Source organism: Frankia torreyi (assembly GCF_000948395.1).
GTDB classification, from domain to species: Bacteria; Actinomycetota; Actinomycetes; order Frankiales; family Frankiaceae; genus Frankia; species Frankia torreyi.
Genome location: NZ_JYFN01000008.1, coordinates 36,323 through 60,895 on the forward strand (window position 1 = coordinate 36,323; position 24,573 = coordinate 60,895).

Here is a 24,573-nt window from a genome sequence, read left to right on the forward strand (position 1 = left end):
TGACCTGGGTCTTTCCGGACGAATGTCCGGTCAGCTCGACCGGTCGCGGCCGAACCGCCGATTCAGTCGTCGACGTCAGGACAGCGGAGGACATGCCGAAGAAGGACGGGGCCATCGAGATCGAGGGCCGTGTGGTGGAGCCGCTCCCGAACGCAATGTTCCGGGTCGAGCTCCAGAACGGTCATCGCGTTCTCGCCCACATCAGCGGCAAGATGCGTCAGCACTACATCCGGATCCTGCCGGAGGACCGCGTCGTGGTCGAGCTCTCGCCCTACGACCTGTCTCGCGGCCGCATCGTCTACCGCTACAAGTAGTCGATCTCCTCCACATCGCCCGTACCACCATCCCATCGCCACGCGCGGCCCGCGGCTGCGCAGGAGGTCCGCAACAGCCGTGAAGGTCAAGCCCAGCGTCAAGAAGATCTGTGACANGTGCAAGGTGATCCGCCGCCACGGGCGTGTCATGGTCATCTGCGACAACCTGCGTCACAAGCAGCGTCAGGGCTGAAGCCACTGACGGGTGGGCCTCGCCCCGCCGGCGGCGCGCGTACGCGCGCCGCGCGGCCCGGCTGAGGAGCACCGCACCCAAGCGATGCCAGGCGTCCCGCGCGGGACGTCTCACCCCCGGTCGGAGGCCGGGGCCCGGCCGGCACTGCGCCGGTCGGGGCGGCATCGCCCGAGACCTCCGGTTGCAGGAAGGAAACATCCGTACATGGCACGCCTCTCCGGCGTCGACCTCCCCCGCGAGAAGCGGGTCGAGATCGCCCTGACCTACATCTTCGGGATCGGCCGTACCCGCTCCCGGGAGACCCTCGCCGCCACCGGGGTCAACCCGGACACCCGCGTCCGCGACCTGAGCGAGGACGAGATCGTCCGGCTGCGCGAGTGGATCGACGCGAACTACCGGGTGGAGGGCGACCTCAACCGGGAGATCAAGCAGGACATCCGCCGCAAGATGGAGATCGGCTGCTACCAGGGTCTCCGGCACCGGCGGAACCTGCCGGTCCACGGTCAGCGGACGCACACCAACGCCCGCACCCGCAAGGGCCCGCGCCGTGCCATCGCCGGTAAGAAGAAGGCCGGCAAGAAGTAGTCAGGGCGCCCGGCGGGCCGCTCGGCCCGGCCTCGGACGACCACTGATCGACGACCTCGCAGACGGAGACCACACGCGAAGATGCCTCCCAAGACTCGCGCCGCCGGCGCCAAGAAGGTCCGGCGCAAGGAAAAGAAGAACGTCGCCCACGGGCACGCTCACATCAAGAGCACGTTCAACAACACGATCGTCTCGATCACCGATCCCACCGGGAACGTGATCTCCTGGGCCTCCGCCGGCCACGTCGGCTTCAAGGGCTCCCGGAAGTCCACCCCCTTCGCCGCGCAGATGGCCGCCGAGAACGCGGCCCGCAAGGCGCAGGAGCACGGGATGCGCAAGGTCGACGTGTTCGTGAAGGGCCCCGGTTCCGGCCGGGAGACCGCGATCCGCTCGCTGCAGGCCGCTGGCCTGGAGGTCGGGGCGATCCAGGACGTCACCCCGACCCCCCACAACGGTTGCCGCCCGCCGAAGCGGCGCAGGGTGTGACCGTGCGGCGTGGCGATCGCGGCCGGGACGGCGTCCCGGCCGGAGTCGTGGCGTCGCGTTCGAGTTCGCGCCAGGAGACGAGAGAGAAGGACTAGATGGCCCGTTACACCGGCGCGGACTGCAAGCGTTGCCGCCGCGAGAAGACGAAGCTGTACCTCAAGGGCAGCAAGTGCGACACCCCGAAGTGCCCGATCGAGATCCGGCCCTACCCGCCGGGCGAGCACGGTCGGGGCCGCACCAAGGATTCCGAGTACCTGCTGCAGAAGCGCGAGAAGCAGAAGTGCGCGCGGATCTACGGCATCCTGGAGAAGCAGTTCCGGGGCTACTACGACGAGGCGAACCGGCGGGCCGGCAAGACCGGTGACGAGCTGCTGAAGATCCTCGAGTCGCGCCTCGACAACGTCGTCTACCGGGGCGGCTTCGCGCCGTCCCGCGACGCCGCCCGCCAGGCCGTCCGGCACGGCCACGTCCAGGTCAACGGGCGCAAGGTCGACATCCCGAGCTACCGGATCAGCGAGAACGACATCGTCGAGATCGCGCCGAAGGCCCGGGAGCTCACCCCGTTCATCGTCGCCCGGGAGACCGCGGGCCAGGGCCGGGCCGTCCCGGCGTGGCTGGAGTCCATCCCGAGCCAGATGCGGATCCTGGTGCACTCCCTGCCGGCCCGGCAGGTCATCGACACCCAGGTCCAGGAGCAGTTGATCGTCGAGCTCTACTCCAAGTAGTTCCGGACGCCCCCGCCGGTGGCGGGAGGTGGCTCGGCCGCCGGCTCGCCAGCGGCGGGGCGAGCCGTCCTCCCGCCGCCGGGTCGGTGGCACTGTGCCCGCCGCCACCGCCGTGTGGCGGCGAGGCACACTGGAGAAGCGACAACCGGTGCCATGTGCGCCGCCCGGGTGGTTCAGCGGGTGGGCGGGCGGGCATCGGGCCCGCGGGTGGAACGGACCGATGTCCCACCCGCCGGCTCCCGACCCGGGAGCCCGCACCACACGGCGTCATATGGCGGTCGCCGTGGTCGGAAGGACGTACTCATGCTGATCGCTCAGCGTCCCACCCTCGTCGAGGACCCGATCTCCGAGTTCCGGTCACGTTTCGTGATCGAGCCGCTGGAGCCGGGCTTCGGCTACACACTCGGCAACTCGCTGCGTCGGACCCTGCTGTCCTCCATCCCCGGCGCCTCGGTGACCAGCATCCGCATCGACGGGGTGCTGCACGAGTTCTCCACCGTGCCCGGCGTCAAGGAGGACGTGACCGACCTGATCCTGAACCTCAAGGAACTGGTCGTCAGCTCCGACAACGACGAGCCGACGGTGATGTACCTGCGCAAGCAGGGCCCCGGTGAGGTCACGGCGGCGGACATCGCCCCGCCGGCCGGCGTCGAGGTGCACAACCCCGAGCTGCGCCTGGCCACCCTCAACGACAAGGGCAAGCTCGAGATCGAGCTGACCGTCGAGCGGGGCCGCGGGTACGTCAGCGCGGCCCAGAACAAGCAGGCCGGCCAGGAGATCGGGCGGATTCCGATCGACTCGATCTACTCGCCGGTGCTGAAGGTGACCTACAAGGTCGAGGCGACCCGCGTCGAGCAGCGCACCGACTTCGACCGGCTCATCGTCGATGTGGAGACGAAGCCGTCGATCTCCCCGCGCGACGCGATGGCGAGCGCCGGCAAGACCCTGGTTGGCCTGTTCGGGCTGGCCCAGGAGCTCAACGCCGAGGCGGAGGGCGTGGACATCGGCCCGTCGGCCGCGGACGCGGCGCTGGCGGCCGACCTCGCGCTGCCGATCGAGGAGATGGACCTGACCGTCCGCTCCTACAACTGCCTCAAGCGCGAGGGCATCCACACGATCGGCGAGCTGGTCTCCCGCAGCGAGGCCGACCTGCTCGACATCCGCAACTTCGGGCAGAAGTCGATCGACGAGGTCAAGACGAAGCTCGGCGCGATGGGCCTGCAGCTCAAGGACTCCCCGCCCGGATTCGACCCGCGTCAGGCCGTGGACACCTACGGCACCGACGGCTACAACCCGGCGTTCTCCGACCCGTCCGACGACGGCGCGGAGTTCGTCGAGACCGAACAGTACTGACCTTCACGAGGGCCCCCGCCCACCGGCGGGGGCCCTCGACGACCTCCGGTGGCGCATGCCGCCGTCCTACGGGCGGGCAGCCTGGCGGGACAGTGAAAGGAACGAGGAGCACTCATCATGCCCACGCCAACGAAGGGCGCCCGGCTCGGCGGCAGCCCCGCACATGAGCGGCTGCTGCTGGCCAACCTCGCCACCGCGCTGTTCGAGCACGGCGGCATCACCACCACCGAGGCCAAGGCCAAGCGGCTGCGCCCGTACGCCGAGCGGCTGGTGACCTTCGCCAAGCGCGGCGACCTGCACGCCCGGCGCCGCGTCATGCGCCACGTGCGGGACAACTCGGTGGTGCACACCCTGTTCACCGAGATCGGCCCGCGGTACGCCAACCGCAACGGTGGCTACACCCGGATCGTCAAGCTCGGCAACCGCAAGGGTGACAACGCCCCGCTGGCCCGCATCGAGCTGGTGGAGGCGCTGACCGTCGGCCAGCAGGCCGTCGACGAGGCCGAGCGCGCGCGCGGTACCCGCTTCGCCGAGCGGCGCAAGCCGACCGGCGCCACCGCCGAGGCCGCCGAGGACCTGGCGAACGAGTCGCCGACCGCCGCCGCCGTGGCCGCGCAGTCCGCCGAGGAGCAGGCCCCCGCCGCCGAGGAGACCCCCACTGCCCAGGCGTCCGAGTCGCCGGCGGTCACCGCCGAGGCGACGGACGACGACGATTCGGCCGAGTCGAAGTCCTGACCACGGCGATTCTTCGTCGAGGACGCGGACTGCCGCCGCTGCCCGCGTCCCGCCAGTAGCTCCCGCAAGGCCCGCCGCCCATCATGGGCGGCGGGCCTTCGCCGTTCATGTCGCCGCGTTCGTTCCATCGTCGGGGTGCCCGTCGGGGTGCCGTCGGGTCCGCCGCGTCGTGCCCCACCGGCGCGCCGCCGTACCGGGAGAGACAGATGTCCGATGTCGTGGGATCCGGTCCGTGCGTGCCCCACGCGGTGCCCGGCGCCGTGGCGGACGTGACGGCGAGGGCGGCGGGCCTGGTTCGGCTGCGCCTGGACATCGCCTACGACGGCACGCCGTTCGCCGGCTGGGCCCGCCAGCCTGGCCAGCGGACCGTGCAGGGCGACGTGGAGGACGCTCTCATCCGGGTCGCCCGGCTGCCGGCCGTGCGCCTGACGGTGGCCGGGCGCACCGACTCCGGGGTGCACGCCGCCGGGCAGGTGGCCCACGTCGACCTGCCCACGGACGTGCCGCTCGGCGGGCTCGCCCGGCGGCTCAACGGTGTCCTCGACCGGTCGGTCCGGGTCACCGGCCTCGCCCCCGCCCCGGCCGGGTTCGACGCCCGGTTCTCAGCGCTGTCCCGGCGCTACGTCTACCGCATCACCGACGCACCGTTCGGCGCCGAGCCGCTGCGGCGTTTCGACACGCTCGCCTGGCCGCGGCCGCTGGACGTACCGGCGATGGCCTCGGCGGCGCTGCTGCTGGTCGGGGAGCACGACTTCGCGGCCTTCTGCCGTCGGCGGGAGGGGGCGACGACCGTGCGCACCCTGCTTCGCCTCGATGTGTTGCGCCGCCCCGACGGGGTGATCGTCGCCGACGTGGAGGCGGACGCCTTCTGCCACTCGATGGTCCGGGCGCTCGTCGGGGCGCTGCTGGCGGTGGGTGAGGGACGCCGGCCGCCGCAGTGGCCGGCCGCGGTCCTGCACCGTGGACTGCGGGATCCGGCTGTCACCGTCGCCCCCGCGCACGGACTGACGCTGGTCGAGGTGCGTTACCCCCCGGACGCGGAGCTGGCGGCGCGGGCCGAGGTCACCCGGGCCGTGCGCGTGCCCACCACCCCGTCCGGCTGAGGTCCGCCGGGAAGGGCGGTCTCCCGGCGGGCGCTCCCGGCCGTCCGGCTGGTGGTGTGGTGGGCGGCAAGGTCCGGAACGTCAGCGGCGCGGGCCGTGCCCGAGCACCGCCCGGTCGCCCATCGGCTCGGTGGCGAGCGTGGCCAGGTCGGTCTGGGCGTTGCGCAGCGCCGGGTCGGTGGCCGCGCCCGAGGTGCCGTCGACGTACGCGATCTGGGTGTAGACGAGGTAGTGCCCGCGGCTCAGCGCGCTGCGCCAGGAGTTGTTCCCGCCCGGCCCGGTGATCTGCGCGTTCTGGATCGTGCCCGCCGGGATCGGCAGCGGCACGATGCCGCCGCGGCCCTGGTTGAGCACCTGCGCGGCCTGGGTGGCCGTCGCGCTGGTGTCCAGGGAGAACACGGTTGCTCCCGCGAGTACCTGCCGTCCGCCCTGCTGGGGGTGGCTGAGGAACAGCGAGCGCACCACCTGCCGGCAGTGCGGGGCCTTCAACTGGCCGATCAGGTCGCCGGTGAGGTTCGGGCAGCCGGAGTCGAGCTTGCGGGCGAGTCGCTGGTAGCCCCGCCCGTCGACCGCGACGGACGGCTCGGGGAAGAACTCCTCGGGGGTTATCGGATCCGAGTCGACCGCGGCGCTGTCGAGGAAGTTCGCCGGTATCGGCGGCAGTGAGGCCGTCGCGGGCGGCGCGGCGGCGCCCTTGTCGTCCCCGCCGCGCAACGCGACGGCCGCCACGGCCGCGATGAGCACCAGGACGGCCCCGGCGACGATGGCCAGCAGCCGCCGGGAACCGCGGGCCCGGCCCGCCAGGCCAGGCCGCTCGCCCTTCTCGGCCGAGGAAGGAGGACCGGCGTCGGTGTGCTCCCCGCCGCCGGGCTCGTCGGGATACCCGTCCCGGTCGGGATACCCGTCCCCGTCCGCGTATCCGTCGACGGCTGCCTGCTCGTCCAGGTCGCCGAGGTCGGTCGAGGCGGAAGGGGTGGTCGTGCCGGTCGGGGAGCCGGTGGCGGTCCGGGGATTCGGCTCGGTCCGGGGATTCGGGTTGGTCCGGGGATTCGGGTTGATGAGGGGATTCGGGTTGGTGAGGGGAGTGATGCCCGTCAGCTGGCCGGGCGCGCCCGACCAGCCCCGGATCGACCAGCCGCTCGCCGGTTCGGACGGCGCGTGCTCCGTCCCTGGCCGCGGTATCCCGAAGTCCTCGGCCTCGGCGGCCGGCCGGGCCGCCGGACGTTCGTGGCGGCCCGGCCACGCCGCCGTGGCAGCGCCCGGGCGCGTCCCTGCCGCGCCGGTGCCGTCCGTCGGGCTGTGTAGCGCGGCCGACCGGTCCGGGTAAGCCGCCATCGGCCGCTCGGACGACGGCCACCCGTACGACGGCTGCTCGTGCGAGGGCTGCTCGTGCGACGGCTGCTCGTGCGAGGGCTGCTCGTGCGACGGCTGCTCGTGCGAGGCTGCTCGGACGCTGACGACTCGGGCGTCGAGACCTCGGACGAGGTCGACCCGGCCGGGTCCGGATCTGGGCCGGCGGCGGCGAGGTGGTCGAACGAGAACGCGTAGCTGCGTGGGCCGCCGAACAGGGGATCGTCGCTCGGGGGCGTCCAACCGTCGTAGCTGACGTAGCGACCGCGCAGGTCCTGACTTCCGGCCGACGCCGGACTCGGCAGATCGGCCGCGCCGGTGGGAGCCGCTGCGCCATCCCCCGCGGGTCCGGACGGCCTGCCGGCGGAACCGGTCGGGTCGTCCGACCGGGCGGCGCGGTCCGGTCGGTCGCGCCGCGGAGCGCCCGACTCCGCACGCCTCTCGTGTCCCTCGCCACCCAATTCAGTCATCTCGGCCAGAATAGCTAGCTCGCCAGAGGGTGCCAGCCCGTCTGCGGGCATCCCCGCGCGGGCGCCCCGCCCGCTGTCCGCCCGATACACTGACCAGTCAGCGAGGTTTCGACGGGCCGGGTGGGTCGGGCACGCGTGGTGCGGCTGGCATCCTGCCGGCGATGGCTGGTCGGGCCGCTCGACGGTCCGCTCCGATCGCCTGGTAACCTCAAAGACTGCTGCGCGTGACACGTCCCGTCTGCGCGCTCACCATTCTTGACGAGATCCGCCCGAGGCCCCTCGGAGTTCCAGGCGGGATCGTCCGAACGAGAAGGCAGACCTGTGCGCACGTACCAGCCCAAGCCCGCGGATGTCCAGCGTGTGTGGCACGTCATCGATGCCACCGACGTGGTGCTCGGTCGGCTGGCGACCCAGGCCGCCGCGCTGCTGCGCGGCAAGCACAAGCCGTACTTCGCCCCGCACATCGACACCGGCGACTTCGTCATCGTCGTCAACGCCGGCAAGGTCGCGCTGAGCGGGAACAAGCGTCAGCAGGCCCAGTACCACCGGCACTCGGGCTTCCCGGGCGGTCTGCGCAGCACCTCGTACGGCGAGCTGCTCGACACGCGGCCGCAGATCATCATCGAGAAGGCCATCAAGGGCATGCTGCCGAAGAACAAGCTCGGCCGCGCCCAGGGCACCAAGCTGAAGGTCTACGCGGGGCCGACGCACCCGCACGACGCGCAGCAGCCCACCCCGTTCGAGATCATTCAGGTCGCGCAGTAACCGCTGACCTCCTCCAGCCGGTCAGCGGGCGGTGTTGATCCGCCCCGGGCGCCGGCTACGGGAACCACGCATCAACCGAGGAAGGAACGCGACGTGGCTGTCGTGACCGACGTACAGGGCAACCCCCGCGCCACCGGGCGGCGCAAGGAGGCGGTCGTCCGCGTGCGCCTGCTCCCCGGCAACGGGAAGTGGACGCTCAACGGGCGGACGCTGGAGGAGTACTTCCCGAACAAGGTGCACCAGCAGCTCGTCAACGAGCCGCTGAAGGCGCTGGACAAGGCCGAGTCGTACGACATCGTCGCCCGGCTGCACGGCGGCGGGGTGTCGGGTCAGGCCGGCGCACTTCGGCTCGCTCTCGCCCGCGCGCTGACGCTAGCGGAGGAGGAGTCACGGCCTACTCTCAAGAAGGCCGGCTTCCTGACTCGTGACGCGCGGGTCAAGGAGCGCAAGAAGTACGGGCTGAAGAAGGCCCGCAAGGCTCCGCAGTACAGCAAGCGCTAACCTTGCGTCTCCTCCGTGGACGTGTCCCCGCGGTGGGCGCCTCCACGGAGGGGACGGGTGCCGCCGGTGCGCGCCTCGGTCTCCGCCTGAACCTTCGACTTCATGGGGGACCTCAGTGACGAGGCTCTTCGGTACCGACGGTGTCCGGGGCGTGGCGAACGTCGACCTCACCGCGGAGCAGGCGCTGTCGTTGGCCTCCGCGGCCGTGGAACTGCTGGGCGCGGCGGGCCGATCCGCCGGGTCGGCGCGACCCCGGCCGCTCGTGGTCGTCGGCCGGGACACCCGTCCTTCCGGGGAGTTCCTCGAGGCCGCGGTCGTCGCCGGTCTGGCCGCTTCGGGTGCCGACGTTGCCCGCATCGGTGTCGCTCCGACCCCGGCCGTGGCACACGCGGTCGCCGCCAGCGGCGCGACCTTCGGCGTGATGCTCTCCGCCAGCCACAATCCCATGCCGGACAACGGCATCAAGGTGTTCGCCGCCGGTGGTCTGAAGCTCCCCGACGAGGTCGAGGACGCCATCGAGGGGCGGATGGCACAACCACCCGGCCCCCGACCCGTCGGCGCCGACGTCGGGCGGATCCGGGACGAACCAGGGCTTCTCGACCGCTACGCGGACCACCTGCTCGCCGCCCTTCCGGTGCGGCTCGACGGACTGCGGGTCGTCGTCGACTGCGCCCAGGGCGCGGCTTCTGCGCTCGCACCGCGGGTGCTGCGCGCCGCCGGGGCGGACGTCGTAGCGCTGCACGCCGACGGCGACGGCGCGGCGATCAACGATGGCAGCGGCGTCACCCATCTGGACAGCCTGCGGGCGGCGGTAGTGGAACAGGCCGCCGATGTCGGCATCGCCCACGACGGCGACGCGGACCGCTGCCTCGCCGTGGACGCCGCCGGCGACGTCGTCGACGGCGACCAGATCCTCGCCATCTGCGCGCTCGCCCTGGCCGAGCGCGGCGAACTGGCCGACGACACGGTCGTCGTCACCGTGATGTCGAACCTGGGCTTCCACCACGCGATGCGCGAGGCCGGGATCACCGTCGTGACCACGCCCGTGGGCGACCGGTACGTGGTGGAGGCGATGCGTGCCGGCGGCTACGTGCTCGGCGGCGAGCAGAGCGGGCACGTCGTCTTCCTCGACCATGCCACCACCGGCGACGGGCTGCTGACGGCGCTGCGGCTGCTCGGCCGCGTCGCCGAGACCGGCCAGCCCCTCGGTGAGCTCGCCAAGGCCATGACCCGGTTGCCGCAGGTGCTCGTCAACGTGCACGGTGTCGATCGGACCCGGGTGGGCACCTCACCGGAGCTGCGGGCGGCCGTCGCGGCGGCGGAGGCCGAGCTCGGCGACGGCGGCCGGGTGCTGCTGCGGCCCTCGGGCACCGAGCCGCTGGTCCGCGTCATGGTGGAGGCGGAGACCGACGCCGTCGCGCGGGACACCGCCCAGCGCCTCGCGGCCGTCGTACGCGCCGCGTTGCCGGCCCCTCGCTGAGCCCGGCCGCCCGAACCCGCCGGGGAGGCCACGCCAGGACAACTCGCCAGGTGTACGGCCGGCCACGTCCGCCCGCCCGGGGAACCTGCGTACGCTGAGTCGCATGTGCGGGATCATCGGGTACGTCGGTGACCAGTCGGCCCTGGACGTCGCGTTGAACGGCCTGCGGCGCCTCGAGTACCGCGGCTACGACTCCTCCGGCGTCGCGGTCGTCGGTGCCGGGGCCCTGCGGACGGCGCGGCGGGCCGGCAAGCTCGCCAACCTGGAGAAGCTGCTGTCCGAGGGCTCGGAGGCGGATCCGATGCCCGGGACGACCGGGATGGGGCACACCCGGTGGGCCACCCACGGCGGCCCGACCGACGCCAACGCCCACCCCCACACCGACTGCACCGGCGCGATCGCCGTCATCCACAACGGCATCATCGAGAACTTCGCCGCGCTGCGCGCCGAGCTGGAGGCGATCGGGCACGAGCTCGCGAGCGAGACCGACACCGAGGTCGTCGCTCACCTGCTGGAGGTCGAACTGGGCAACGCCGCCGCCGCGCAGGCAGCGGCGGTCCCGGAGGACGTCACCCCCCGGCCGACCCGCCCCGGCACGGGTCCCGCGCCCGGCCCCGGCGTGCCGGCCGACCGCACCGCCGAGCCGGGAGCGCACCCGCTGACCGTGGCGCTGCAGCGTGTCTGCCGCCGGCTGGAGGGTGCCTTCACCCTCGTCGTGCTGCACCGCGACTTTCCCGAGGTGGTCGTCGGCGCCCGGCGCAACAGCCCGCTGGTCGTCGGGTTGGGGACGGGGGAGGCCTTCCTCGCCAGCGATGTCTCGGCGTTCATCGCCCACACCCGCGAGGCGATGGAGATCGGCCAGGACCAGGTGGTCGAGGCCCGCCGGGACGGCGTCACCGTGACCGACTTCGCCGGGGAGGTCGTCGAGGGGCGCCGGTACCACGTCGACTGGGACGCGGGCGCCGCGGAGAAGGGCGGCTACCCGTACTTCATGCTCAAGGAGATCAACGAGCAGCCGACCGCGCTCGCCGACACCCTGCGGGGTCGGCTGTCCGCGGACGGCGCGATCGTCCTCGACGAGGAGCGGCTGTCCGCCCAGGACTTCCGGGACGTCGACAAGGTCTTCATCGTCGCCTGCGGGACGGCCTACCACGCCGGCCTGATCGCGAAGTACGCCGTCGAGCACTGGACGCGGCTGCCCTGCGAGGTCGAGATGGCCTCGGAGTTCCGCTACCGGGATCCCGTGCTGGACCGCTCCACCCTCGTCATAGCGATCAGCCAGAGCGGCGAGACGCTGGACACGCTCATGGCCGTCAAGCACGCCCGGGAGCAGAAGGCCCGGGTGTTGGCGATCTGCAACACGAACGGGTCGACGATCCCCAGGGAGTCCGACGCGGTGCTGTACACCCGCTGTGGGCCGGAGGTGGGCGTCGCCTCGACCAAGACCTTCCTCGGCCAGGTCGCGGCCTGCCTGCTCGTCGGTCTGTACCTGGCGCAGGTGCGCGGCGTGCTCTACGGCGACGAGGTCGCCGCCTACGTCGAACGGCTGCAACGGATGCCCGACCTGGTGGAGCGGACGCTGGGCCGGCTCGAACCGATCCGCGAGCTCGCCCGTGGCCTGGCCGACGCCAAGGCCGTGCTCTTCCTCGGCCGCCACGTGGGCTACCCGGTGGCGCTGGAGGGGGCCCTCAAGCTCAAGGAACTCGCCTACATGCATGCCGAGGGGTTCCCGGCCGGCGAGCTCAAGCACGGGCCGATCGCGCTCATCGAACCGGGCCTGCCGGTGATCGTCGTCGTGCCCTCACCGCGCGGGCGTGCGCACCTGCACGGCAAGATCGTTTCGAACATCCAGGAGGTCCGGGCGCGTGGCGCGCGGACCATCGTGATCGCCGAGGACGGCGACGTCGCGGTGGAGCCCTACGCCGACCATCTCATTCGCGTGCCGGCGACGTCGTCCTTGTTCGCGCCCCTGGTGACGACCCTGCCGCTACAGGTGTTCGCCTGCGAACTCGCCCTCGCCCGCGGCCTCGACGTCGACCAGCCGCGCAACCTCGCCAAGTCCGTCACGGTCGAATAGGGCCTACCCCCGTGAAGCGCCTTCGGCGCTTCACGGGGACCCCTGGCCTCGGGGTGGCTGCCGGGTTTCCGTCAGATCGCCTTCGGCGATCTTCCTGGGATCGGCGGCGGGGCCTTCGGCGCTTCACGGGGAGCCCTGGCCTCGGGGTGGCTGCCGGGTTTCCGTCAGATCGCCTTCGGCGATCTTCCTGGGATCGGCGGCGGGGCCTTCGGCGCTTCACGGGGAGCCCTGGCCTCGGGATAGCTGGCAGGGTCAGGAGGAGGGGGCGGCGCCGTGCTGGCGGCCGTGCCAGGCGACGGTGGCCTCCCAGAGGGCGTCGGCGACCGCCTCGTTGTCGTCTGCGGCGTCGAGCAGGGTTTCCACGAGCTCGGCGCGGGGGACGCGGCTGAGGAACACCCGCATCGCGGCGTGCACCGGGTCGTCGGTGAACAGCGAGCCTTCGCCGATGATCCCGCCGTTCTCCTCGTCGTCGGCATCCTCGTCGTCGTCGGCGAGTCCCGCCGAGCCGGTGGCGACCAGGGCGACGGCGACCGCGTGGCGGCAGAACGAGCCGGTCGCCCCCTCGGGGCACGTGCAGCCGGTGCGCGGCCCGTCGTCGGCCGCCTCCAGGCGGACCTCATGCGGCCCGTCGTCGTCGACCGTGCCCGACGCGTTGGTGGGCCGGATGCGGAGCTGCTCGACACGGCCGAGCAGGGCCAGGTTCACCCCTTCGATGAACACGTCGGTACCCGCGCGCTGTGCGCAGGCACGTTCCTCGAAGGCTGCTTCGAGCGGGGTGACGGCGTCCCCGCCGTGCCCGTTCTCTCCGGACACAGAAATGATCACTGTTCAATCCTACGGAATGCGAGCGCGGATCGTACCGGCCAGGTCCCTGGCATCGCCAAGGCTGTCTTGTCGGACGTAGCATCGCGATATATCGTGAGCGTACGCAATGGCGAATGGATGACTTCCGTTGGTCTTCCATGGAGATGAAGGGAAAGATCGTGACATCACAGGCGATTCCAGGCCCCTGGGGGCCCTGGGGTAAGTGGGGGCGCGCGGCGGGATTCGATCCCGCGCGGCTGTCGGAGTTCTTCGAGACGGTGGCCGGTTGGGCGGAGCGCGAGGCCGGCGGTTGCGGGCCGAGGGAGTCGGCGGCTCACGACCGCACCAGCCGCACGGCGCGGGGCGGACACGGCGGCGGGCGGCATGAGCACGGCGGGCCCGGTGAGGGCCGGCCGCGCGGGCGCCGCGGCGGTGGTCCGGGCTGGCCGCCCTTCGGCGGCTTCCCCGGTCCCGGGTTCGGGCCGGGGTTCGGCCCGGGCTTCGGTGGTCCGGGCGGCTTCGGCCGTGGGCCGCGGGTGGGTCGCGGCGACGTCCGCGAGGCGTTGCTGGCCCTGCTCGCCGAGCAGCCCATGCACGGCTACCAGATGATCCGCGAGCTGGCCGAGCGCAGCGGCGGCACCTGGCGGCCGAGCCCCGGCTCGGTCTACCCGGTGCTGTCCCTGCTCGCCGACGAGGGGCTCGTGCGCGCGGAGGAGGCGGAGGGCAAGCGGGTCTTCCACCTCACCGACGCAGGGCGGGCCCACGTCGAGTCCCGGGTGGGGCAGCGCAAGCCGTGGGAGACCGCCGCGGCCAGCGCCGACGACGAGCTGGCCAGCCTGCGCTCCCTGGCCTTCGCGGTGGGTGCCGCGGTGGTCCAGGTCGCCCAGGCCGGGGACGACGCGCAGATCGCCGCCGCCCGGTCCCTGCTCACCGAGACCCGCCGCAGCCTCTACCGCATCCTCGCCGGCGACGAGGGCGAGCCGGCGACCGCGGAGGGCGCCGACACCGCGGAGCAGACCGACACCGCCGGGAAGGACGCCACCGGCAAGGACGGTGACGGGAAGGCCGACGGCTCCGCGCCGGGCTGGGATGCGAAGTCCTGACCCCGGGGCGGGTCCCGCCGGGCCCGCGGGCCCGGATCCGCCGGCGTGCCACCCCTTCGGGCGGGGCGAGGCCCTGATCCGAGGGGGNGCGCCCGCCCGCGGCGCGATCGGCGCGTCGGGACGAGGCGGGTGCATGGTCCGCCGTGGGCCGCAGCGCCGGTATGGGACGCTTGCCCGATGGCGGTGGTCGGTGTCGGCGTCGACGTGGTGGACGTCGACCGTTTCGCCGCGACGCTGTCCCGGACGCCGGGGATCGCGATGCGCCTGTTCACCCCGGCGGAGCGCGGTCTGGCCCGACCGGAGCGGCTGGCCGCCCGGTTCGCGGCGAAGGAGGCCGTGGCGAAGGTGCTCGGGGCACCCCCCGGGTTGGAATGGCACGACGCGGAGGTCGTCCTGGGCGCGGGTGGGCGGCCGTCGCTGCGGATCCGCGGCACCGTGGCCGCCGCGGCGGCGCGGCTCGACATCGCCTCCTGGCACCTGTCTCTCACCCACGACGGCGGCGTAGCCGTCGCGATGGTCGTCGCCGAGAGCTGATCGCCGGCCGCCCGCCGGCCACCCGGTGTCCGCTGGTCGAACGCCGCCGCTGCGGCGACCCCGGCGTCACGGGGCTCCTGCAGCATCGGCCGCTCGGCGCGGGGCAGCATGGCGGCATGCGGAACGCGCACACGGTCAGCCAGATCCGGGACGCCGAGGCGGGGCTGCTCGCCTGCCTGCCGCCCGGTGCCCTCATGCAACGCGCGGTGTACGGCTTGGTCGCCCATGTCGCCCGCCGCCTCGACCGCGTCCACGGCGCCCGGATCGTCGTGCTCGCCGGGGGCGGTGACAACGGCGGTGACGCCCTGTGGGCCGGCGCACGTCTGGCCGCGCGAGGCGCCCGGGTCGACGCGATCGCACCCGGCCGCACCCACCCGGAGGGCAGCGCCGCCCTGCTCGCTGCCGGCGGCAGACTGCACGGCCCCGCCCCGGAGCTCGACGACGAGACGCTGCGCGGGCTGTTCGGCCGGGCCGAGCTTGTCCTGGACGGGTTGCTCGGCATCGGTGGACGCGGCGGTCTGCGGGCGGACCATGCCCGGCTGGCAGCCCTCGCGCCGCCCGAGCGCACCGTGGCCGTCGACGTTCCCAGCGGCGTCGACGCGGACACCGGCGCCGTCGCCGGACCCGCCGTGCGGGCCAGTGCCACCGTCACGTTCGGCACGTACAAGCGCGGCCTGTGGCTGATGCCGGGCGCGGCCCACACCGGGCGTGTGGAGCTGGTTGACATCGGGCTGGCGCTGCCCGAACCCGACCTGCGGGCGCTCGACGACGCCGACGTCGCCGCGATGTTCCCGGTGCCGGGCCCGGAATCGTCCAAGTACCGCCGAGGGGTCCTCGGCCTCGTCGCGGGCAGCGACGCCTATCCGGGTGCCGCCGTGCTCGCCGTCGGCGGCGCGCTGCGCGGTGGCGCCGGCTACCTGCGGGTCGTGACCGAGGGCCACGCCGTGCCGGAGCGCGACCCGCTGCGCGAGGGCGCCTCTCCGCACGAGGGCGCCTCTCCGCACGAGGGCGACGCGGTGCGGGAGGGCGACGCCGGCGCGGCCGCCGGCGGTTCCGGGACGCCGGTCGCCAGTCGGGCGGGGGATTTCGTCCGGCTGGCGCATCCCGAGGCGGTGGTGACCGCCATCCGGGCCGGGGACCGCGCGGCCATGCTCGCCGTCGGCCGGGTCCAGGCCTGGGCGATCGGCCCGGGCCTGGACCCGGGGCCGGCGGTCCGGGAGCTGGTGGCCGGACTGCTCGGCACCGACCTGCCGGTCGTGGTCGACGCGGGCGCCCTCGACCCGCTGGCGGAGATCCTCACCGCCGATCCCGCGGCGCTGCGCGCCCGGGACGCACCGGTTCTCCTCACCCCGCACGAAGGCGAGTTCGGCCGGCTCACCGCCGCCGCCCTGGGCTGGGATCCCGACCGCACGACGGAGGACCTTGCCGCCGACCGCCTCGCCACCGTCCGGCGGGCCGCCGCGGCGACGGGTGCGGTGATCCTGCTCAAGGGCACCCGCACCCTGATCGTCGAACCGGCCGGGGCGGCCTGGGTGAACACGACCGGTTCCGGGTGGCTGGGTACCGCCGGCACGGGGGACGTCCTGACCGGGCTGATCGGCTCGCTGCTCGCCGCCGGGCTGCCCGCCGCCGGTGCCGGGGCGGTCGGCGCGTACCTGCACGGGCGCGCCGCCGAGCGGGCCGCCGTGCCGCTCGCCGCCGGCGACCTGCCCGACCTGCTGCCTCGGGTCATCTCCGACCTGCTGGCATCGCCGGGTCGGGGGCTCCCGGGTGGTGGTCACGGCGGGTNNNNTGACNNNNANNNNCNNGCAGGGGACCGAGGCATCGGCCAGCAGCGAACCCCGGACGTATGCCGCCGTCGAGCTCGACGCGGTCCGCGACTCGGTGGCCGCCCTCGCGGCCCGCGCGGGCGACGCCGCCACCATGGCCGTCGTGAAGGCCGACGGGTACGGCCACGGCATGATTCCCTGCGCTCGGGCCGCGCTGGACGCCGGGGCGAGCTGGCTTGGCACGGCCGTCCTCGAGGAGGCGCTCGCGCTGCGCGCGGCCGGGATCACCGCGCCGGTGCTGTGCTGGCTCGCCACGCCCGGTGAGCGTTTCGCCGAGGCGATCGCGGCCGGCATCGACGTGTCGGCGTCCGCAGCCTGGACCCTCGCGGAGATCGCCGCGGCGGCGCGGCAGGCAGGCCGGCCAGCCCGGGTGCACCTCAAGGCGGACACCGGCCTCGGCCGGGCGGGGGCGATGCCCGGCGACTGGCCGGGGTTGTGCGACCTGGCTGCGGCGCTGCAGGCCGAGGGCCTGATCGAGGCGTTCGGGGTGTGGAGCCACTTCGCGTTCGCCGACGCCCCCGGGCATGCGACGGTGCAGGCCCAGATCGGTGCGTTCCGGGACGCTGTCGACATCGCCGAGAAGGCCGGGCTGGCGCCGACCGTGCGGCACCTCGCGAACTCCGCGGCGACCCTGGTCAGCCCCGAGGCCCATTTCGACCTGGTGCGGCCCGGGGTGTCCGTCTACGGGCTCTCCCCGGGCCCGGAGGTCGGCCCGCCCGCGCAGTTCGGCCTGCGGCCGGCGATGTCGCTGGTCAGCCACGCCGCGCTGGTCAAGCGGGTGCCGGCCGGCACGGGGGTGTCCTACGCCCACCGCTACACCACGGCGCGGGAGACGACGCTCGCCCTGGTACCGCTGGGCTACGCCGACGGCATCCCCCGGGCCGCCACGAACATCGGAGAGGTGCTGTTCGGTGGCCGCCGGCGGCGCATCGCCGGCACCGTCTGCATGGACCAGTTCGTCCTCGACGTCGGGGACGACGAGGTGGCCGCGGGCGACGAGGTGCGGCTGTTCGGCCCGGGCGACCGCGGCGAGCCGACCGCGGACGACTGGGCCGCAGCGCTGGGCACCATCAACTACGAGATCGTCACCCGGATCGGCCAGCGCGTCCCGCGCGTCTACGTCTAGCCCGCGCCTCTACGTCTGGCCCGCGCCTCTACGTCTGGCCCGCGCGACCGCAGTGCCGGCCCCGCGGGGTCAGCCGCAGCCGCCGGAGGAGCAGCCGCCGCCGCTGGGGGCGCTGCCGCCGAGCGCGCCGCGCTCGATCCGGCGGCGCACCGGACGGGCGGCTGCCTCGGCGGCCTCCCGCTCGGCCTGCTCGATCCTGGAACGGGTCGTCAGCGTCAGCATGACCGGGCCGGGGGCGGCCGGCGCCGCCGCGGCGGGCTCCAGCTCCAGCTCCGCCTCCGGTTCGGACTCCTCGACCATCCCGAGCGCGGCGGCCCGCTCCGGGCCGGTCAGGCCGCGACCGGCGTTCACCGGGATGTCCCTGCTCCTGCGCCACGCCAGCTTCACGATTCCCGCCTCCGCAACGAAACATCCACCGCCCCGGCCGGGCGTCCCGGCCTCGTTCCACGGTAAGGGACACCGCCCGGCTCGGCCCGGCCTGGCGGCCCGGATGTGACCCGGCAGTGCTGTCGGCCAGCCGACCGACCGGACCCCGGGGCACGACGTGACGGGCGCCGTACCGATCTGCGTCAGATCGCCTCCGGCGGTCCTCCCGCGGCGCGCTCTACTGCGTAGGCAGAGGGTTCGGCGTCCGATTCGTCCCTCGGGATACGCGGTGAAGGGGGGCGGTCGGCGGCCGGTGAGGTCGGCCTTGCCGGGGTCCGGGCCGACCGGTGGCTAGACTTGGACGGGAGTCGCGACTGGCGCACAGAGGTGGAACTGACCACCGGGGAGCGATGAGCGGGTCGGTGCCGTGCGCCTGGGTGCCTCCGGCCGGACGAGACCTGCCGGAGGTCGTCATGCACAATCCCCCGCTTCCCGAACTCACCGTCGCCGATCCCGAGCTCGCCGGGCTGGTCGAGGCCGAGGCCGCCCGCCAGCACGCGTCGATCAGGCTGATCGCCTCGGAGAACTACGTCTCCACCGCGGTGCTGGAGGCGTCTGGATCCGTCCTGACCAACAAGTACTCCGAGGGGTACGTCGGCCGGCGGTACTACGAGGGTCAGCAGGTCGTCGACCCGATCGAGACGCTGGCCGTCGACCGGGCCAAGGCGCTGTTCGGCGTCGAGCACGCCAACGTCCAGCCGTATTCCGGCTCGCCGGCGAACCTGGCCGTCTACCTCGCCTTCGCCCAGCCCGGGGACACGGTCATGGGGCTGTCGCTGCCGATGGGCGGCCACCTGACGCACGGTTGGAGCGTGTCGGCGACCGGCAAGTGGTTCCGCAGCGTCCGCTACGGCCTGCGTGCGGACACCGGCCGGATCGATCTGGACGAGGTGCGGGACCTCGCCCGCGCCGAGCGACCGAAGATCATCTTCTGTGGTGGGACGGCGATCCCGCGGACGATCGACTTCCCGGCCTTCGCCGAGATCGCGCGCGAGGTGGGGGCGGTGCTCGTCGCCGACATCGCGCACATCGCCGGGCTGATCGCCGGCGGTGCCCACCCCTCCCCGGTCGGCCACGCTCCGGTGATCTCGACCACCACGCACAAGACGCTGCGCGGCCCGCGCGGGGCCATGCTGCTCACCGACGCCGAGCACGCCACGGCGATCGACAAGGCGGTGTTCCCCGGCCTGCAGGGCGGCCCGCACAACCACACCACGGCGGCCATCGCGGTCGCCCTGCGGGAGGCCTCGACGCCTGCGTTCCGCGACTACGCCCACGCGGTCGTGGCGAACGCCCGCGCCCTCGCCGAGGCGCTGGTGGAGCGCGGGTTCGACCTCGTCACCGGCGGCACCGACAACCACCTCATCCTGATCGACCTCACCGGCAAGGACATCGGCGGAAAGCCGGCGGCGAAGGCGCTCGACGCGGCGGGGATCGAGCTGAACTACAACGCGGTGCCCTTCGACAAGCGCAAGCCGTTCGACCCGTCCGGCATCCGGCTCGGCACCGCCGCGATCACCACCCGCGGCCTGACTCCGGCGCACATGCCGGTGCTCGCCGGCTGGATCGACGACGTCGTCAAGGCCGCCGGCGCCGGCGACACCGCGACGATCGGTCGGGTCCGGGAGCAGGTCACCGAGCTGGTCAGCGGCTTCCCGATGCCCGGTTTCGCCTGATCGTCGCGACGCCCCACGCGCGACCACGCCCCGACCCGCCGGGGCCGGAGCGTGGTTACGCGTGCGTCACGTGACGCCTGCTCCTGGCGCCCCCGCGGTGCATCATCGGTTCAGGGCAGCCCGGAGGAGGGAGCACCGATGGTGAGGACCGTGAGCCCGTTCGCGGGTTCCCGGGCGGCGCGCGCCGCCACGGGATCGGTCGGTGTGGTCGGCGCGGCCGTCGCGGCCGGCCTGGTCGCGCAGCGGCGGGCGATCCACCGCCGCCGCAACCGGCCGGACGCGCCGCCGGAGCCGGAGCTGAGGCCGATCGGCGGCCGGGTCGCCACGGTGATCGCGGCCGACGGCGTGCCGCTGCACGTCGAGGAGACCGGTCCGCCGGACGCGCCGCTGACACTGGTGTTCGTCCACGGGTTCTGCGTGTCCGCCGAGTGCTGGACGCTGCAGCACCGGGCCCTCGCGGACCTCGGGCGAATGGTCTTCTTCGACCAGCGCGCGCACGGGCGCTCCGGGCCGTCCGAGGTCGGCAGCTGCACCATCGACGTGCTCGCCGACGACCTCTACCAGGTGATCCGCGACCGGGTGCCCAGCGGGCCGATCATCCTCGTCGGCCACTCGATGGGGGGTATGGCGGTCCTGGGGCTGGCCGATGCCCATCCCGAGCTCTTCGGCGACCAGATCATCGGGGTGGCGCTGCTGTCGACCAGCGCGTCGGAGCTGGCCCAGGTGACCCTCGGGCTGCCCGCCCTGGCGACGGCGGTGGTGCGTCGGGTGCTGCCCGGCATCGCCGTCGGCATGCGGCACACCTCGGGCCTGCTGGAGCGGGTTCGCGGGCGGGGCAGCGACCTGTCGTGGGAGGTGACCCGCCGGATCGGGTTCGGCGCCACCGATCTGCCGCCGGTGGTGGTCACGTTCCTCGAGACGATGGTCTCGGACACCTCGGTCGCGGTGATCGCCGCGTTCCTGCCCACCCTGCTCGACAACGATCGGCTGGCCGCCGCCGCCCGCCTGGCGGGGATCCCCACCGTGCTCGTCGTCGGCGACGCCGACCTGATCACCCCGGTGGCCCACAGCCGGACGATCGCCGAGATCCTGCCCGACGCGGAGCTGGTCGTCGAGGAGGACGCCGGCCACGCCATCATGTTGGAGCGGCCCGAGGCGGTGAACGCCGCGATCCGCAGGCTGGTGCAGCGGTCACTCGCCGAGGTCTCGCTGCCGCTGCCGCGGTCGCGGACGGGACTCCCGCCCGCCCCGGTCGGCGCCGCCGCGGACGGTGCCCCGTCGGCCGAACGGGCGGCGGTCGCGGACCGCGACGCCGGCGGGACGGCCGCCTGACCGGTCCCGGCGGGCCCAGGCAGGCGAGGAGATGAGGAGGTGATGGGCGTGAACGCCGCACGGCAACGTGACGTGGTCGTCGTGCCCACGGCGGACCGGATGCGGGACTTCGGCGCCCGGCTGAGCGCGTTGCTGCGCCCCGGCGACCTGCTCGTGCTCTCCGGCCCGCTCGGCGCGGGCAAGACGGTCCTCACCCAGGGCATCGCCGCGGGGCTCGGCGTGCGGGAGACGGTCACCTCGCCGACGTTCGTGCTCGCGCGGATCTATCCGGACGGCCGGATCCCGCTCGTGCACGTCGATGCCTACCGGCTCGGCGGGGNGACCGAGGNCGACGACCTCGACCTCGACGCCGACGCCGACACCTCGGTGACCGTCGTCGAGTGGGGCGCGGGGCTGGTCGAGGGGCTCGCCCAGGACCATCTCGAGCTCGTGCTCACCCGGCCCACCGCCGACGAGGCCGGCGAGACCAGGACGGTCCGCCTCGTCGCCACCGGTCCGAGCTGGGCGCGGCGGCTGCGCGATCTCGCCCCGGACTGAGCGCATCGCCTGCGCCGGGCCGCGGTGGGGTGGGTACTCGTCGTGGCTGATGCGGCGGTCCGTAGTCTGGACGAGTGCTGGTGCTGGCCCTCGACACATCCACGGCCGCGTGCGCGGTGGCGCTCGCCGAGCTGACCGCATCCGATCCCGCGCGGCAGGTGAGCGCGGCGGCCGGTGATCCCGCCGGCCCCGGCGTGCACGTCTGGCCCCGGGGGAGCGTGGTCACCGTCGACGCTCGCCGCCACGGGGAGCTGCTCGCGCCGTCGATGCGGGCGGTCCTCGACGAGGCGGGCGCGCGCCCGACGGACCTCGCGGCCGTCGTCGTGGGAGCCGGTCCCGGGCCCTTCACCAGCCTGCGGGTCGGCATGGTGACCGCCGCGGCCTTCGCGGACGCGCTGGACATCCCCGTGCACGGCGTCTGCTCACTCGATGGCATCGGCGCGGCCACGGCCGGCTCGGTCGGCGTGGTCACCGACGCGCGGCGCCGCGAGGTCTACTGGGCCCGCTACGTCGGCGGGGTGCGGGTGGGCGATCCCGCCGTGGGGCGTCCGGCGCAGGTCGCTCAGATGTTGCGGGAGCTCGGCGTCGACGCCGTCACCGGCCCCGGCCGGGCGCTGTACCCGGAGCCGTTCGCCGGGTTCGCCACCACCGACGACGCGGCCGGGGCTGACGGGGCGGGCGCGGACACGCCGGCGGGCGGGTACCCACGCCCGGAGCTGCTCGTCGGTCTCGCCGGGGCGGACCTGCTGGCCGGTCGCGACCCGAGCGTCCTGGCTCCGCTCTACCTGCGGCGGCCGGACGCGACCGAACCGCACGCGCCGAAGCCGGTCAGGGTGTGACGCGGCGGCCACCGCATCCCGACGGCGTGGCGCCGAGCGCCGCCACGCCGATCGAACCGGACTGGAACCGTGTGCAGGACCGGGCCGAGGAGCAGGTCCGGGACCGCGAACAGATCCGGAACCGCGAACAGGAGCTGGGGCAGGAACAGGAGCTGGGGCAGGATCTGGGGCAGGACCGGGATCTGGGGCAGGACTGGGACCTGGTGCTCATCCCGATGCGCTGGTGGCACGTCGCCACCGTTGCCGAGCTGGAACCGACCGTCTTCGCCACCGACCCCTGGACCGCGGAGCTGTTCTGGTCCGAACTGGCCCAGGGCGACCAGCGGCGCTACCTGACCGCGCTGTGGCAGCCCCGAGGGGTGGCCGCCCACGACCTGGCGGCGATCATCGGTTACGCGGGGCTGGCGCTCGCCGACGACGGCGCCTACATCCAGACCGTCGGCGTCGTGCCCCGGGTCCGGGGCCGCGGCGTCGGCGCCCGGCTGATGATCGCCCTGCTGCGCCACGCGCGTCGGGCCGGGGCCCGTTCCTGCGGGCTGGAGGTCCGCACCGACAACCATGCCGCGCGGGCGCTGTACAGCCGGCTTGGTTTCGTCGACATCGGCGTGCGCCGCGGCTATTACCAGCCCTCCGGCGGCGACGCCTACGTCATGCGGGCCCGGCCGATCGACACGGTCGGGTACGCCGCGCTGCTCGACGAGGTCGAACGCGCGCTGCCCGGCCGGGTGCGCCTGGAGCCGTGACCGGCTCGCCGGGGCGCCCCGGCCGGTCGCGCTGACTCAGGCCGCCGCCCGCGCCCGCAGGGCACTCTCGCCCGCGGCCCGGCTGCGCTCGTACACGTCGGTGAAGTCGGCCAGCGCCGGGTTGACCGGGGCGAGCGTCATCTCCACCCGGACCAGCTCGACGTCGGTCGCCCCGAGCGACTCGAGAACGTGGGCGATGAAGGGGAGCTGGTGGTCCCAGCCCTCCTTGGGCGTGCCCACCCCGTACGAACCGCCCTGGGTGGCGATGACCGTGACGCGCTTCCCGGTGAGCGCCGACTCCTCCGGCGGCTGCCGCAAGGTGCGTCCGACCAGGATCACCTGGTCCACCCACGCCTTGAACGTGGACGGCACCGAGTAGTTGTACATCGGCAGCGACAGCAGGAGCTCGTCCGCCGCCTCGAGCTCGCCGATCAGCTCCTCGCGCAGCTTGACGCCCTCGGTCTGCTCCGGGGTGTGCTGCTCGGGCGGGGTGAAGCCGGCCGACAGGGTGGCCCAGTCGAGGTGCGGCGGGGGCGTGAGGGCGAGATCGCGGTAGGTGACGGCGCCCTCGGGATGGGCGGCGCGCCAGGCGTCGATGTAGGTGGCGGCCAGCGATCGGGAGGTCGAGCCCTCCTGAGCCAGGCTCGCGTCCACGTGCAGCAGGTTGGGCATTGCGGCGCCTCCGTTTGTTCCACAGGTCGTCGGGAATCGAGATCTTCTGCTGTCGCGAAGATCTGCAGAGAGACTATCTGATGGATAAATCGTCTCTGCAAGCACTCATCTGGGGGGAGATTACTCTGACCGGGACGGGTACCCTGAGGCGGTGAGCGACGCCGCAGCGGCCGCGGAGCCCGAGTTCGGGCCCGACGGCCTGCCCGAGGACCTCGGGCAGGATCTGGGCTGGCTGCTGGGCCAGGTGCAGTACGGCTACCTCGCGGCCTCGGCCGCCGCGGTCGGCGAGCTGCCGGGCGGCCTGCGCGCGCTGCACGTCCTCGGAGCCGCCGTCGGCGGCGAGGCGCGAAACCAGATCGAGGTGGCCCGCCGGTTCGGCATCGACCGGACGGTGATGGTGCGCCTCGTCGACGAGCTCGAACGGGCGGGCCTGGTCGAGCGCCACCCCGACCCGGCCGACCGGCGGGCCCGCATCATCACCGCGACCGACCAGGGGGCACGGCTCTACGCGTCGACCCAGGAGGACCGCCGCCTCGTCGACCAGCATGTGCTCGCCGGGCTGGAGCCGGAGGAGCGGGAGCGGTTCGTCGCGCTGCTGCGCCGGATCGCCGCGCGGCTGCTGGCCGTCGATCCCACGCACGGCGCGGCCGCCTGCGACGCGGCTCGGCGGGAGATCGAGGCCCACGAGGCCGCCGGGTGCCCGCCGCAGGACGACTGCCCCACGGGCGGCGAACCCGCGCCGGGCGGCGACCGCGGGCAACGGGCGGCTGCTGCCGGCTGACCGCGGACCAGGCGGCGGCCGCCGAGGCAGACAC

The 24,573-nt window shown here is 73.7% G+C and carries 26 protein-coding genes, 2 pseudogenes and 1 riboswitch; of the genes and pseudogenes, 24 read left to right on the forward strand and 4 right to left on the reverse strand.

Annotated elements, in window-relative coordinates:
• The first annotated feature begins 92 nt into the window (after positions 1 to 92).
• The 8 genes and pseudogenes from infA to truA all read left to right on the forward strand — a co-directional run bounded on the left by infA (position 93) and on the right by truA (position 5,494).
• Positions 93 to 314, forward strand: a complete 222-nt coding sequence (infA, locus tag FF36_RS07250; protein WP_006541558.1) for a translation initiation factor IF-1 — start codon at positions 93 to 95, stop codon at positions 312 to 314.
• A 117-nt stretch (positions 315 to 431) separates the two neighbouring features.
• Positions 432 to 507: pseudogene (gene rpmJ / locus FF36_RS07255) on the forward strand (50S ribosomal protein L36); the annotation flags it as partial.
• A 204-nt stretch (positions 508 to 711) separates the two neighbouring features.
• Positions 712 to 1,092, forward strand: coding sequence for a 30S ribosomal protein S13 (gene rpsM / locus FF36_RS07260; RefSeq protein ID WP_009740504.1), 381 nt, complete (start codon positions 712 to 714; stop codon positions 1,090 to 1,092).
• 81 nt (positions 1,093 to 1,173) lie between these two features.
• Positions 1,174 to 1,578: a 30S ribosomal protein S11 gene (rpsK, locus tag FF36_RS07265; protein ID WP_009740503.1), complete on the forward strand. Its 405-nt coding sequence runs from the start codon at positions 1,174 to 1,176 to the stop codon at positions 1,576 to 1,578.
• A 95-nt stretch (positions 1,579 to 1,673) separates the two neighbouring features.
• Entirely contained in the window at positions 1,674 to 2,303 is a 630-nt protein-coding gene (rpsD, locus tag FF36_RS07270) for a 30S ribosomal protein S4 (RefSeq protein ID WP_044884214.1), read from the forward strand.
• A gap of 303 nt (positions 2,304 to 2,606) precedes the next feature.
• A complete protein-coding gene (locus FF36_RS07275) occupies positions 2,607 to 3,656 on the forward strand; it encodes a DNA-directed RNA polymerase subunit alpha (protein WP_044884215.1) in 1,050 nt (349 codons plus the stop codon).
• A gap of 117 nt (positions 3,657 to 3,773) precedes the next feature.
• Complete coding sequence (gene rplQ / locus FF36_RS07280) at positions 3,774 to 4,391, forward strand: 50S ribosomal protein L17 (RefSeq protein ID WP_044884216.1); 618 nt, start codon at positions 3,774 to 3,776, stop codon at positions 4,389 to 4,391.
• Positions 4,392 to 4,597: 206 nt separating this feature from the next.
• Positions 4,598 to 5,494 (forward strand): tRNA pseudouridine(38-40) synthase TruA, encoded by an 897-nt coding sequence (gene truA, locus FF36_RS07285; protein ID WP_236705496.1) that lies wholly within the window; start codon positions 4,598 to 4,600, stop codon positions 5,492 to 5,494.
• An 81-nt stretch (positions 5,495 to 5,575) separates the two neighbouring features.
• Here the strand turns inward: truA and FF36_RS07290 are convergent, their stop codons facing one another.
• Positions 5,576 to 6,829, reverse strand: coding sequence for a hypothetical protein (locus FF36_RS07290; protein ID WP_044884217.1), 1,254 nt, complete (start codon positions 6,827 to 6,829; stop codon positions 5,576 to 5,578).
• Between the two features lie 39 nt (positions 6,830 to 6,868).
• Between FF36_RS07290 and FF36_RS35350 the strand changes: the two genes are divergently transcribed.
• From FF36_RS35350 to glmS, 5 genes are all read left to right on the forward strand, one after another.
• The gene (locus FF36_RS35350; RefSeq protein ID WP_157871706.1) at positions 6,869 to 7,042 is read left to right on the forward strand and encodes a hypothetical protein; all 174 of its coding nucleotides are present in this window, start codon (positions 6,869 to 6,871) and stop codon (positions 7,040 to 7,042) included.
• Between the two features lie 593 nt (positions 7,043 to 7,635).
• Entirely contained in the window at positions 7,636 to 8,079 is a 444-nt protein-coding gene (rplM, locus tag FF36_RS07295; protein ID WP_009740497.1) for a 50S ribosomal protein L13, read from the forward strand.
• Between the two features lie 93 nt (positions 8,080 to 8,172).
• Complete coding sequence (rpsI, locus tag FF36_RS07300) at positions 8,173 to 8,580, forward strand: 30S ribosomal protein S9 (RefSeq protein WP_044884218.1); 408 nt, start codon at positions 8,173 to 8,175, stop codon at positions 8,578 to 8,580.
• 115 nt (positions 8,581 to 8,695) lie between these two features.
• A complete protein-coding gene (glmM, locus tag FF36_RS07305) occupies positions 8,696 to 10,060 on the forward strand; it encodes a phosphoglucosamine mutase (RefSeq protein ID WP_044884219.1) in 1,365 nt (454 codons plus the stop codon).
• A gap of 103 nt (positions 10,061 to 10,163) precedes the next feature.
• Positions 10,164 to 12,137 carry a glutamine--fructose-6-phosphate transaminase (isomerizing) gene (glmS, locus tag FF36_RS07310; RefSeq protein WP_044884220.1) on the forward strand — a complete coding sequence of 658 codons (1,974 nt, stop codon included), beginning with the start codon at positions 10,164 to 10,166 and terminating at the stop codon, positions 12,135 to 12,137.
• A 252-nt stretch (positions 12,138 to 12,389) separates the two neighbouring features.
• On the opposite strand, the gene FF36_RS07315 is transcribed toward glmS, so the two are convergent.
• Positions 12,390 to 12,962 (reverse strand): SWIM zinc finger family protein, encoded by a 573-nt coding sequence (locus FF36_RS07315; protein WP_044884221.1) that lies wholly within the window; start codon positions 12,960 to 12,962, stop codon positions 12,390 to 12,392.
• A gap of 158 nt (positions 12,963 to 13,120) precedes the next feature.
• Between FF36_RS07315 and FF36_RS07320 the strand changes: the two genes are divergently transcribed.
• The 4 genes from FF36_RS07320 to alr form a co-directional block, all read left to right on the forward strand.
• Positions 13,121 to 14,044 (forward strand): PadR family transcriptional regulator, encoded by a 924-nt coding sequence (locus tag FF36_RS07320; protein ID WP_370657179.1) that lies wholly within the window; start codon positions 13,121 to 13,123, stop codon positions 14,042 to 14,044.
• 177 nt (positions 14,045 to 14,221) lie between these two features.
• Complete coding sequence (locus FF36_RS07325) at positions 14,222 to 14,578, forward strand: holo-ACP synthase (protein WP_044884223.1); 357 nt, start codon at positions 14,222 to 14,224, stop codon at positions 14,576 to 14,578.
• Between the two features lie 116 nt (positions 14,579 to 14,694).
• The coding region (locus FF36_RS07330) for a bifunctional ADP-dependent NAD(P)H-hydrate dehydratase/NAD(P)H-hydrate epimerase (protein ID WP_055406406.1) at positions 14,695 to 16,366 on the forward strand (1,672 nt) is incomplete at its 3' end.
• Positions 16,367 to 16,386: 20 nt separating this feature from the next.
• Positions 16,387 to 17,533, forward strand: a 1,147-nt coding sequence (gene alr / locus FF36_RS07335) for an alanine racemase (RefSeq protein ID WP_128423269.1), incomplete at its 5' end; no start/stop codon positions are given.
• A gap of 69 nt (positions 17,534 to 17,602) precedes the next feature.
• On the opposite strand, the gene FF36_RS07340 is transcribed toward alr, so the two are convergent.
• The gene (locus FF36_RS07340; RefSeq protein WP_339325595.1) at positions 17,603 to 17,884 is read right to left on the reverse strand and encodes a hypothetical protein; all 282 of its coding nucleotides are present in this window, start codon (positions 17,882 to 17,884) and stop codon (positions 17,603 to 17,605) included.
• 375 nt (positions 17,885 to 18,259) lie between these two features.
• A riboswitch (ZMP/ZTP riboswitch) is annotated at positions 18,260 to 18,345 on the forward strand.
• 27 nt (positions 18,346 to 18,372) lie between these two features.
• Between FF36_RS07340 and FF36_RS07345 the strand changes: the two genes are divergently transcribed.
• From FF36_RS07345 to rimI, 6 genes and pseudogenes are all read left to right on the forward strand, one after another.
• Entirely contained in the window at positions 18,373 to 19,635 is a 1,263-nt protein-coding gene (locus FF36_RS07345) for a serine hydroxymethyltransferase (protein WP_044884303.1), read from the forward strand.
• Between the two features lie 138 nt (positions 19,636 to 19,773).
• Positions 19,774 to 20,967, forward strand: coding sequence for an alpha/beta fold hydrolase (locus FF36_RS07350; RefSeq protein WP_044884224.1), 1,194 nt, complete (start codon positions 19,774 to 19,776; stop codon positions 20,965 to 20,967).
• 99 nt (positions 20,968 to 21,066) lie between these two features.
• A partial coding sequence (gene tsaE, locus FF36_RS37335; RefSeq protein WP_242422365.1) for a tRNA (adenosine(37)-N6)-threonylcarbamoyltransferase complex ATPase subunit type 1 TsaE occupies positions 21,067 to 21,286 on the forward strand: 220 nt, incomplete at its 3' end.
• Between the two features lie 10 nt (positions 21,287 to 21,296).
• Positions 21,297 to 21,504 (forward strand): annotated as a pseudogene (locus FF36_RS37340) (tRNA (adenosine(37)-N6)-threonylcarbamoyltransferase complex ATPase subunit type 1 TsaE); the annotation flags it as partial.
• A 74-nt stretch (positions 21,505 to 21,578) separates the two neighbouring features.
• Complete coding sequence (tsaB, locus tag FF36_RS07360) at positions 21,579 to 22,343, forward strand: tRNA (adenosine(37)-N6)-threonylcarbamoyltransferase complex dimerization subunit type 1 TsaB (protein WP_044884225.1); 765 nt, start codon at positions 21,579 to 21,581, stop codon at positions 22,341 to 22,343.
• Positions 22,344 to 22,558: 215 nt separating this feature from the next.
• The gene (gene rimI, locus FF36_RS07365; protein WP_052681001.1) at positions 22,559 to 23,086 is read left to right on the forward strand and encodes a ribosomal protein S18-alanine N-acetyltransferase; all 528 of its coding nucleotides are present in this window, start codon (positions 22,559 to 22,561) and stop codon (positions 23,084 to 23,086) included.
• A gap of 36 nt (positions 23,087 to 23,122) precedes the next feature.
• Here the strand turns inward: rimI and FF36_RS07370 are convergent, their stop codons facing one another.
• Entirely contained in the window at positions 23,123 to 23,758 is a 636-nt protein-coding gene (locus FF36_RS07370) for an FMN-dependent NADH-azoreductase (RefSeq protein ID WP_044884226.1), read from the reverse strand.
• A gap of 151 nt (positions 23,759 to 23,909) precedes the next feature.
• Between FF36_RS07370 and FF36_RS07375 the strand changes: the two genes are divergently transcribed.
• A complete protein-coding gene (locus tag FF36_RS07375; RefSeq protein ID WP_044884227.1) occupies positions 23,910 to 24,539 on the forward strand; it encodes a MarR family winged helix-turn-helix transcriptional regulator in 630 nt (209 codons plus the stop codon).
• Positions 24,540 to 24,573: the final 34 nt, after the last annotated feature.

Coding starts and splice junctions, on each gene's coding strand:
- truA (WP_236705496.1), top strand. CDS start 4,598: ATGTCCGATGTCGTGGGATCCGGTCCGTGCGTGCCCCACGCGGTGCCC.
- glmS (WP_044884220.1), top strand. CDS start 10,164: ATGTGCGGGATCATCGGGTACGTCGGTGACCAGTCGGCCCTGGACGTC.
- FF36_RS07290 (WP_044884217.1), bottom strand. CDS start 6,829: ATGGCGGCTTACCCGGACCGGTCGGCCGCGCTACACAGCCCGACGGAC.
- FF36_RS07370 (WP_044884226.1), bottom strand. CDS start 23,758: ATGCCCAACCTGCTGCACGTGGACGCGAGCCTGGCTCAGGAGGGCTCG.
- FF36_RS07275 (WP_044884215.1), top strand. CDS start 2,607: ATGCTGATCGCTCAGCGTCCCACCCTCGTCGAGGACCCGATCTCCGAG.
- infA (WP_006541558.1), top strand. CDS start 93: ATGCCGAAGAAGGACGGGGCCATCGAGATCGAGGGCCGTGTGGTGGAG.
- FF36_RS07325 (WP_044884223.1), top strand. CDS start 14,222: ATGGCGGTGGTCGGTGTCGGCGTCGACGTGGTGGACGTCGACCGTTTC.
- rimI (WP_052681001.1), top strand. CDS start 22,559: ATGCGCTGGTGGCACGTCGCCACCGTTGCCGAGCTGGAACCGACCGTC.
- rpsD (WP_044884214.1), top strand. CDS start 1,674: ATGGCCCGTTACACCGGCGCGGACTGCAAGCGTTGCCGCCGCGAGAAG.
- FF36_RS07345 (WP_044884303.1), top strand. CDS start 18,373: ATGCACAATCCCCCGCTTCCCGAACTCACCGTCGCCGATCCCGAGCTC.
- rpsM (WP_009740504.1), top strand. CDS start 712: ATGGCACGCCTCTCCGGCGTCGACCTCCCCCGCGAGAAGCGGGTCGAG.
- rplQ (WP_044884216.1), top strand. CDS start 3,774: ATGCCCACGCCAACGAAGGGCGCCCGGCTCGGCGGCAGCCCCGCACAT.
- rpsK (WP_009740503.1), top strand. CDS start 1,174: ATGCCTCCCAAGACTCGCGCCGCCGGCGCCAAGAAGGTCCGGCGCAAG.
- FF36_RS07350 (WP_044884224.1), top strand. CDS start 19,774: ATGGTGAGGACCGTGAGCCCGTTCGCGGGTTCCCGGGCGGCGCGCGCC.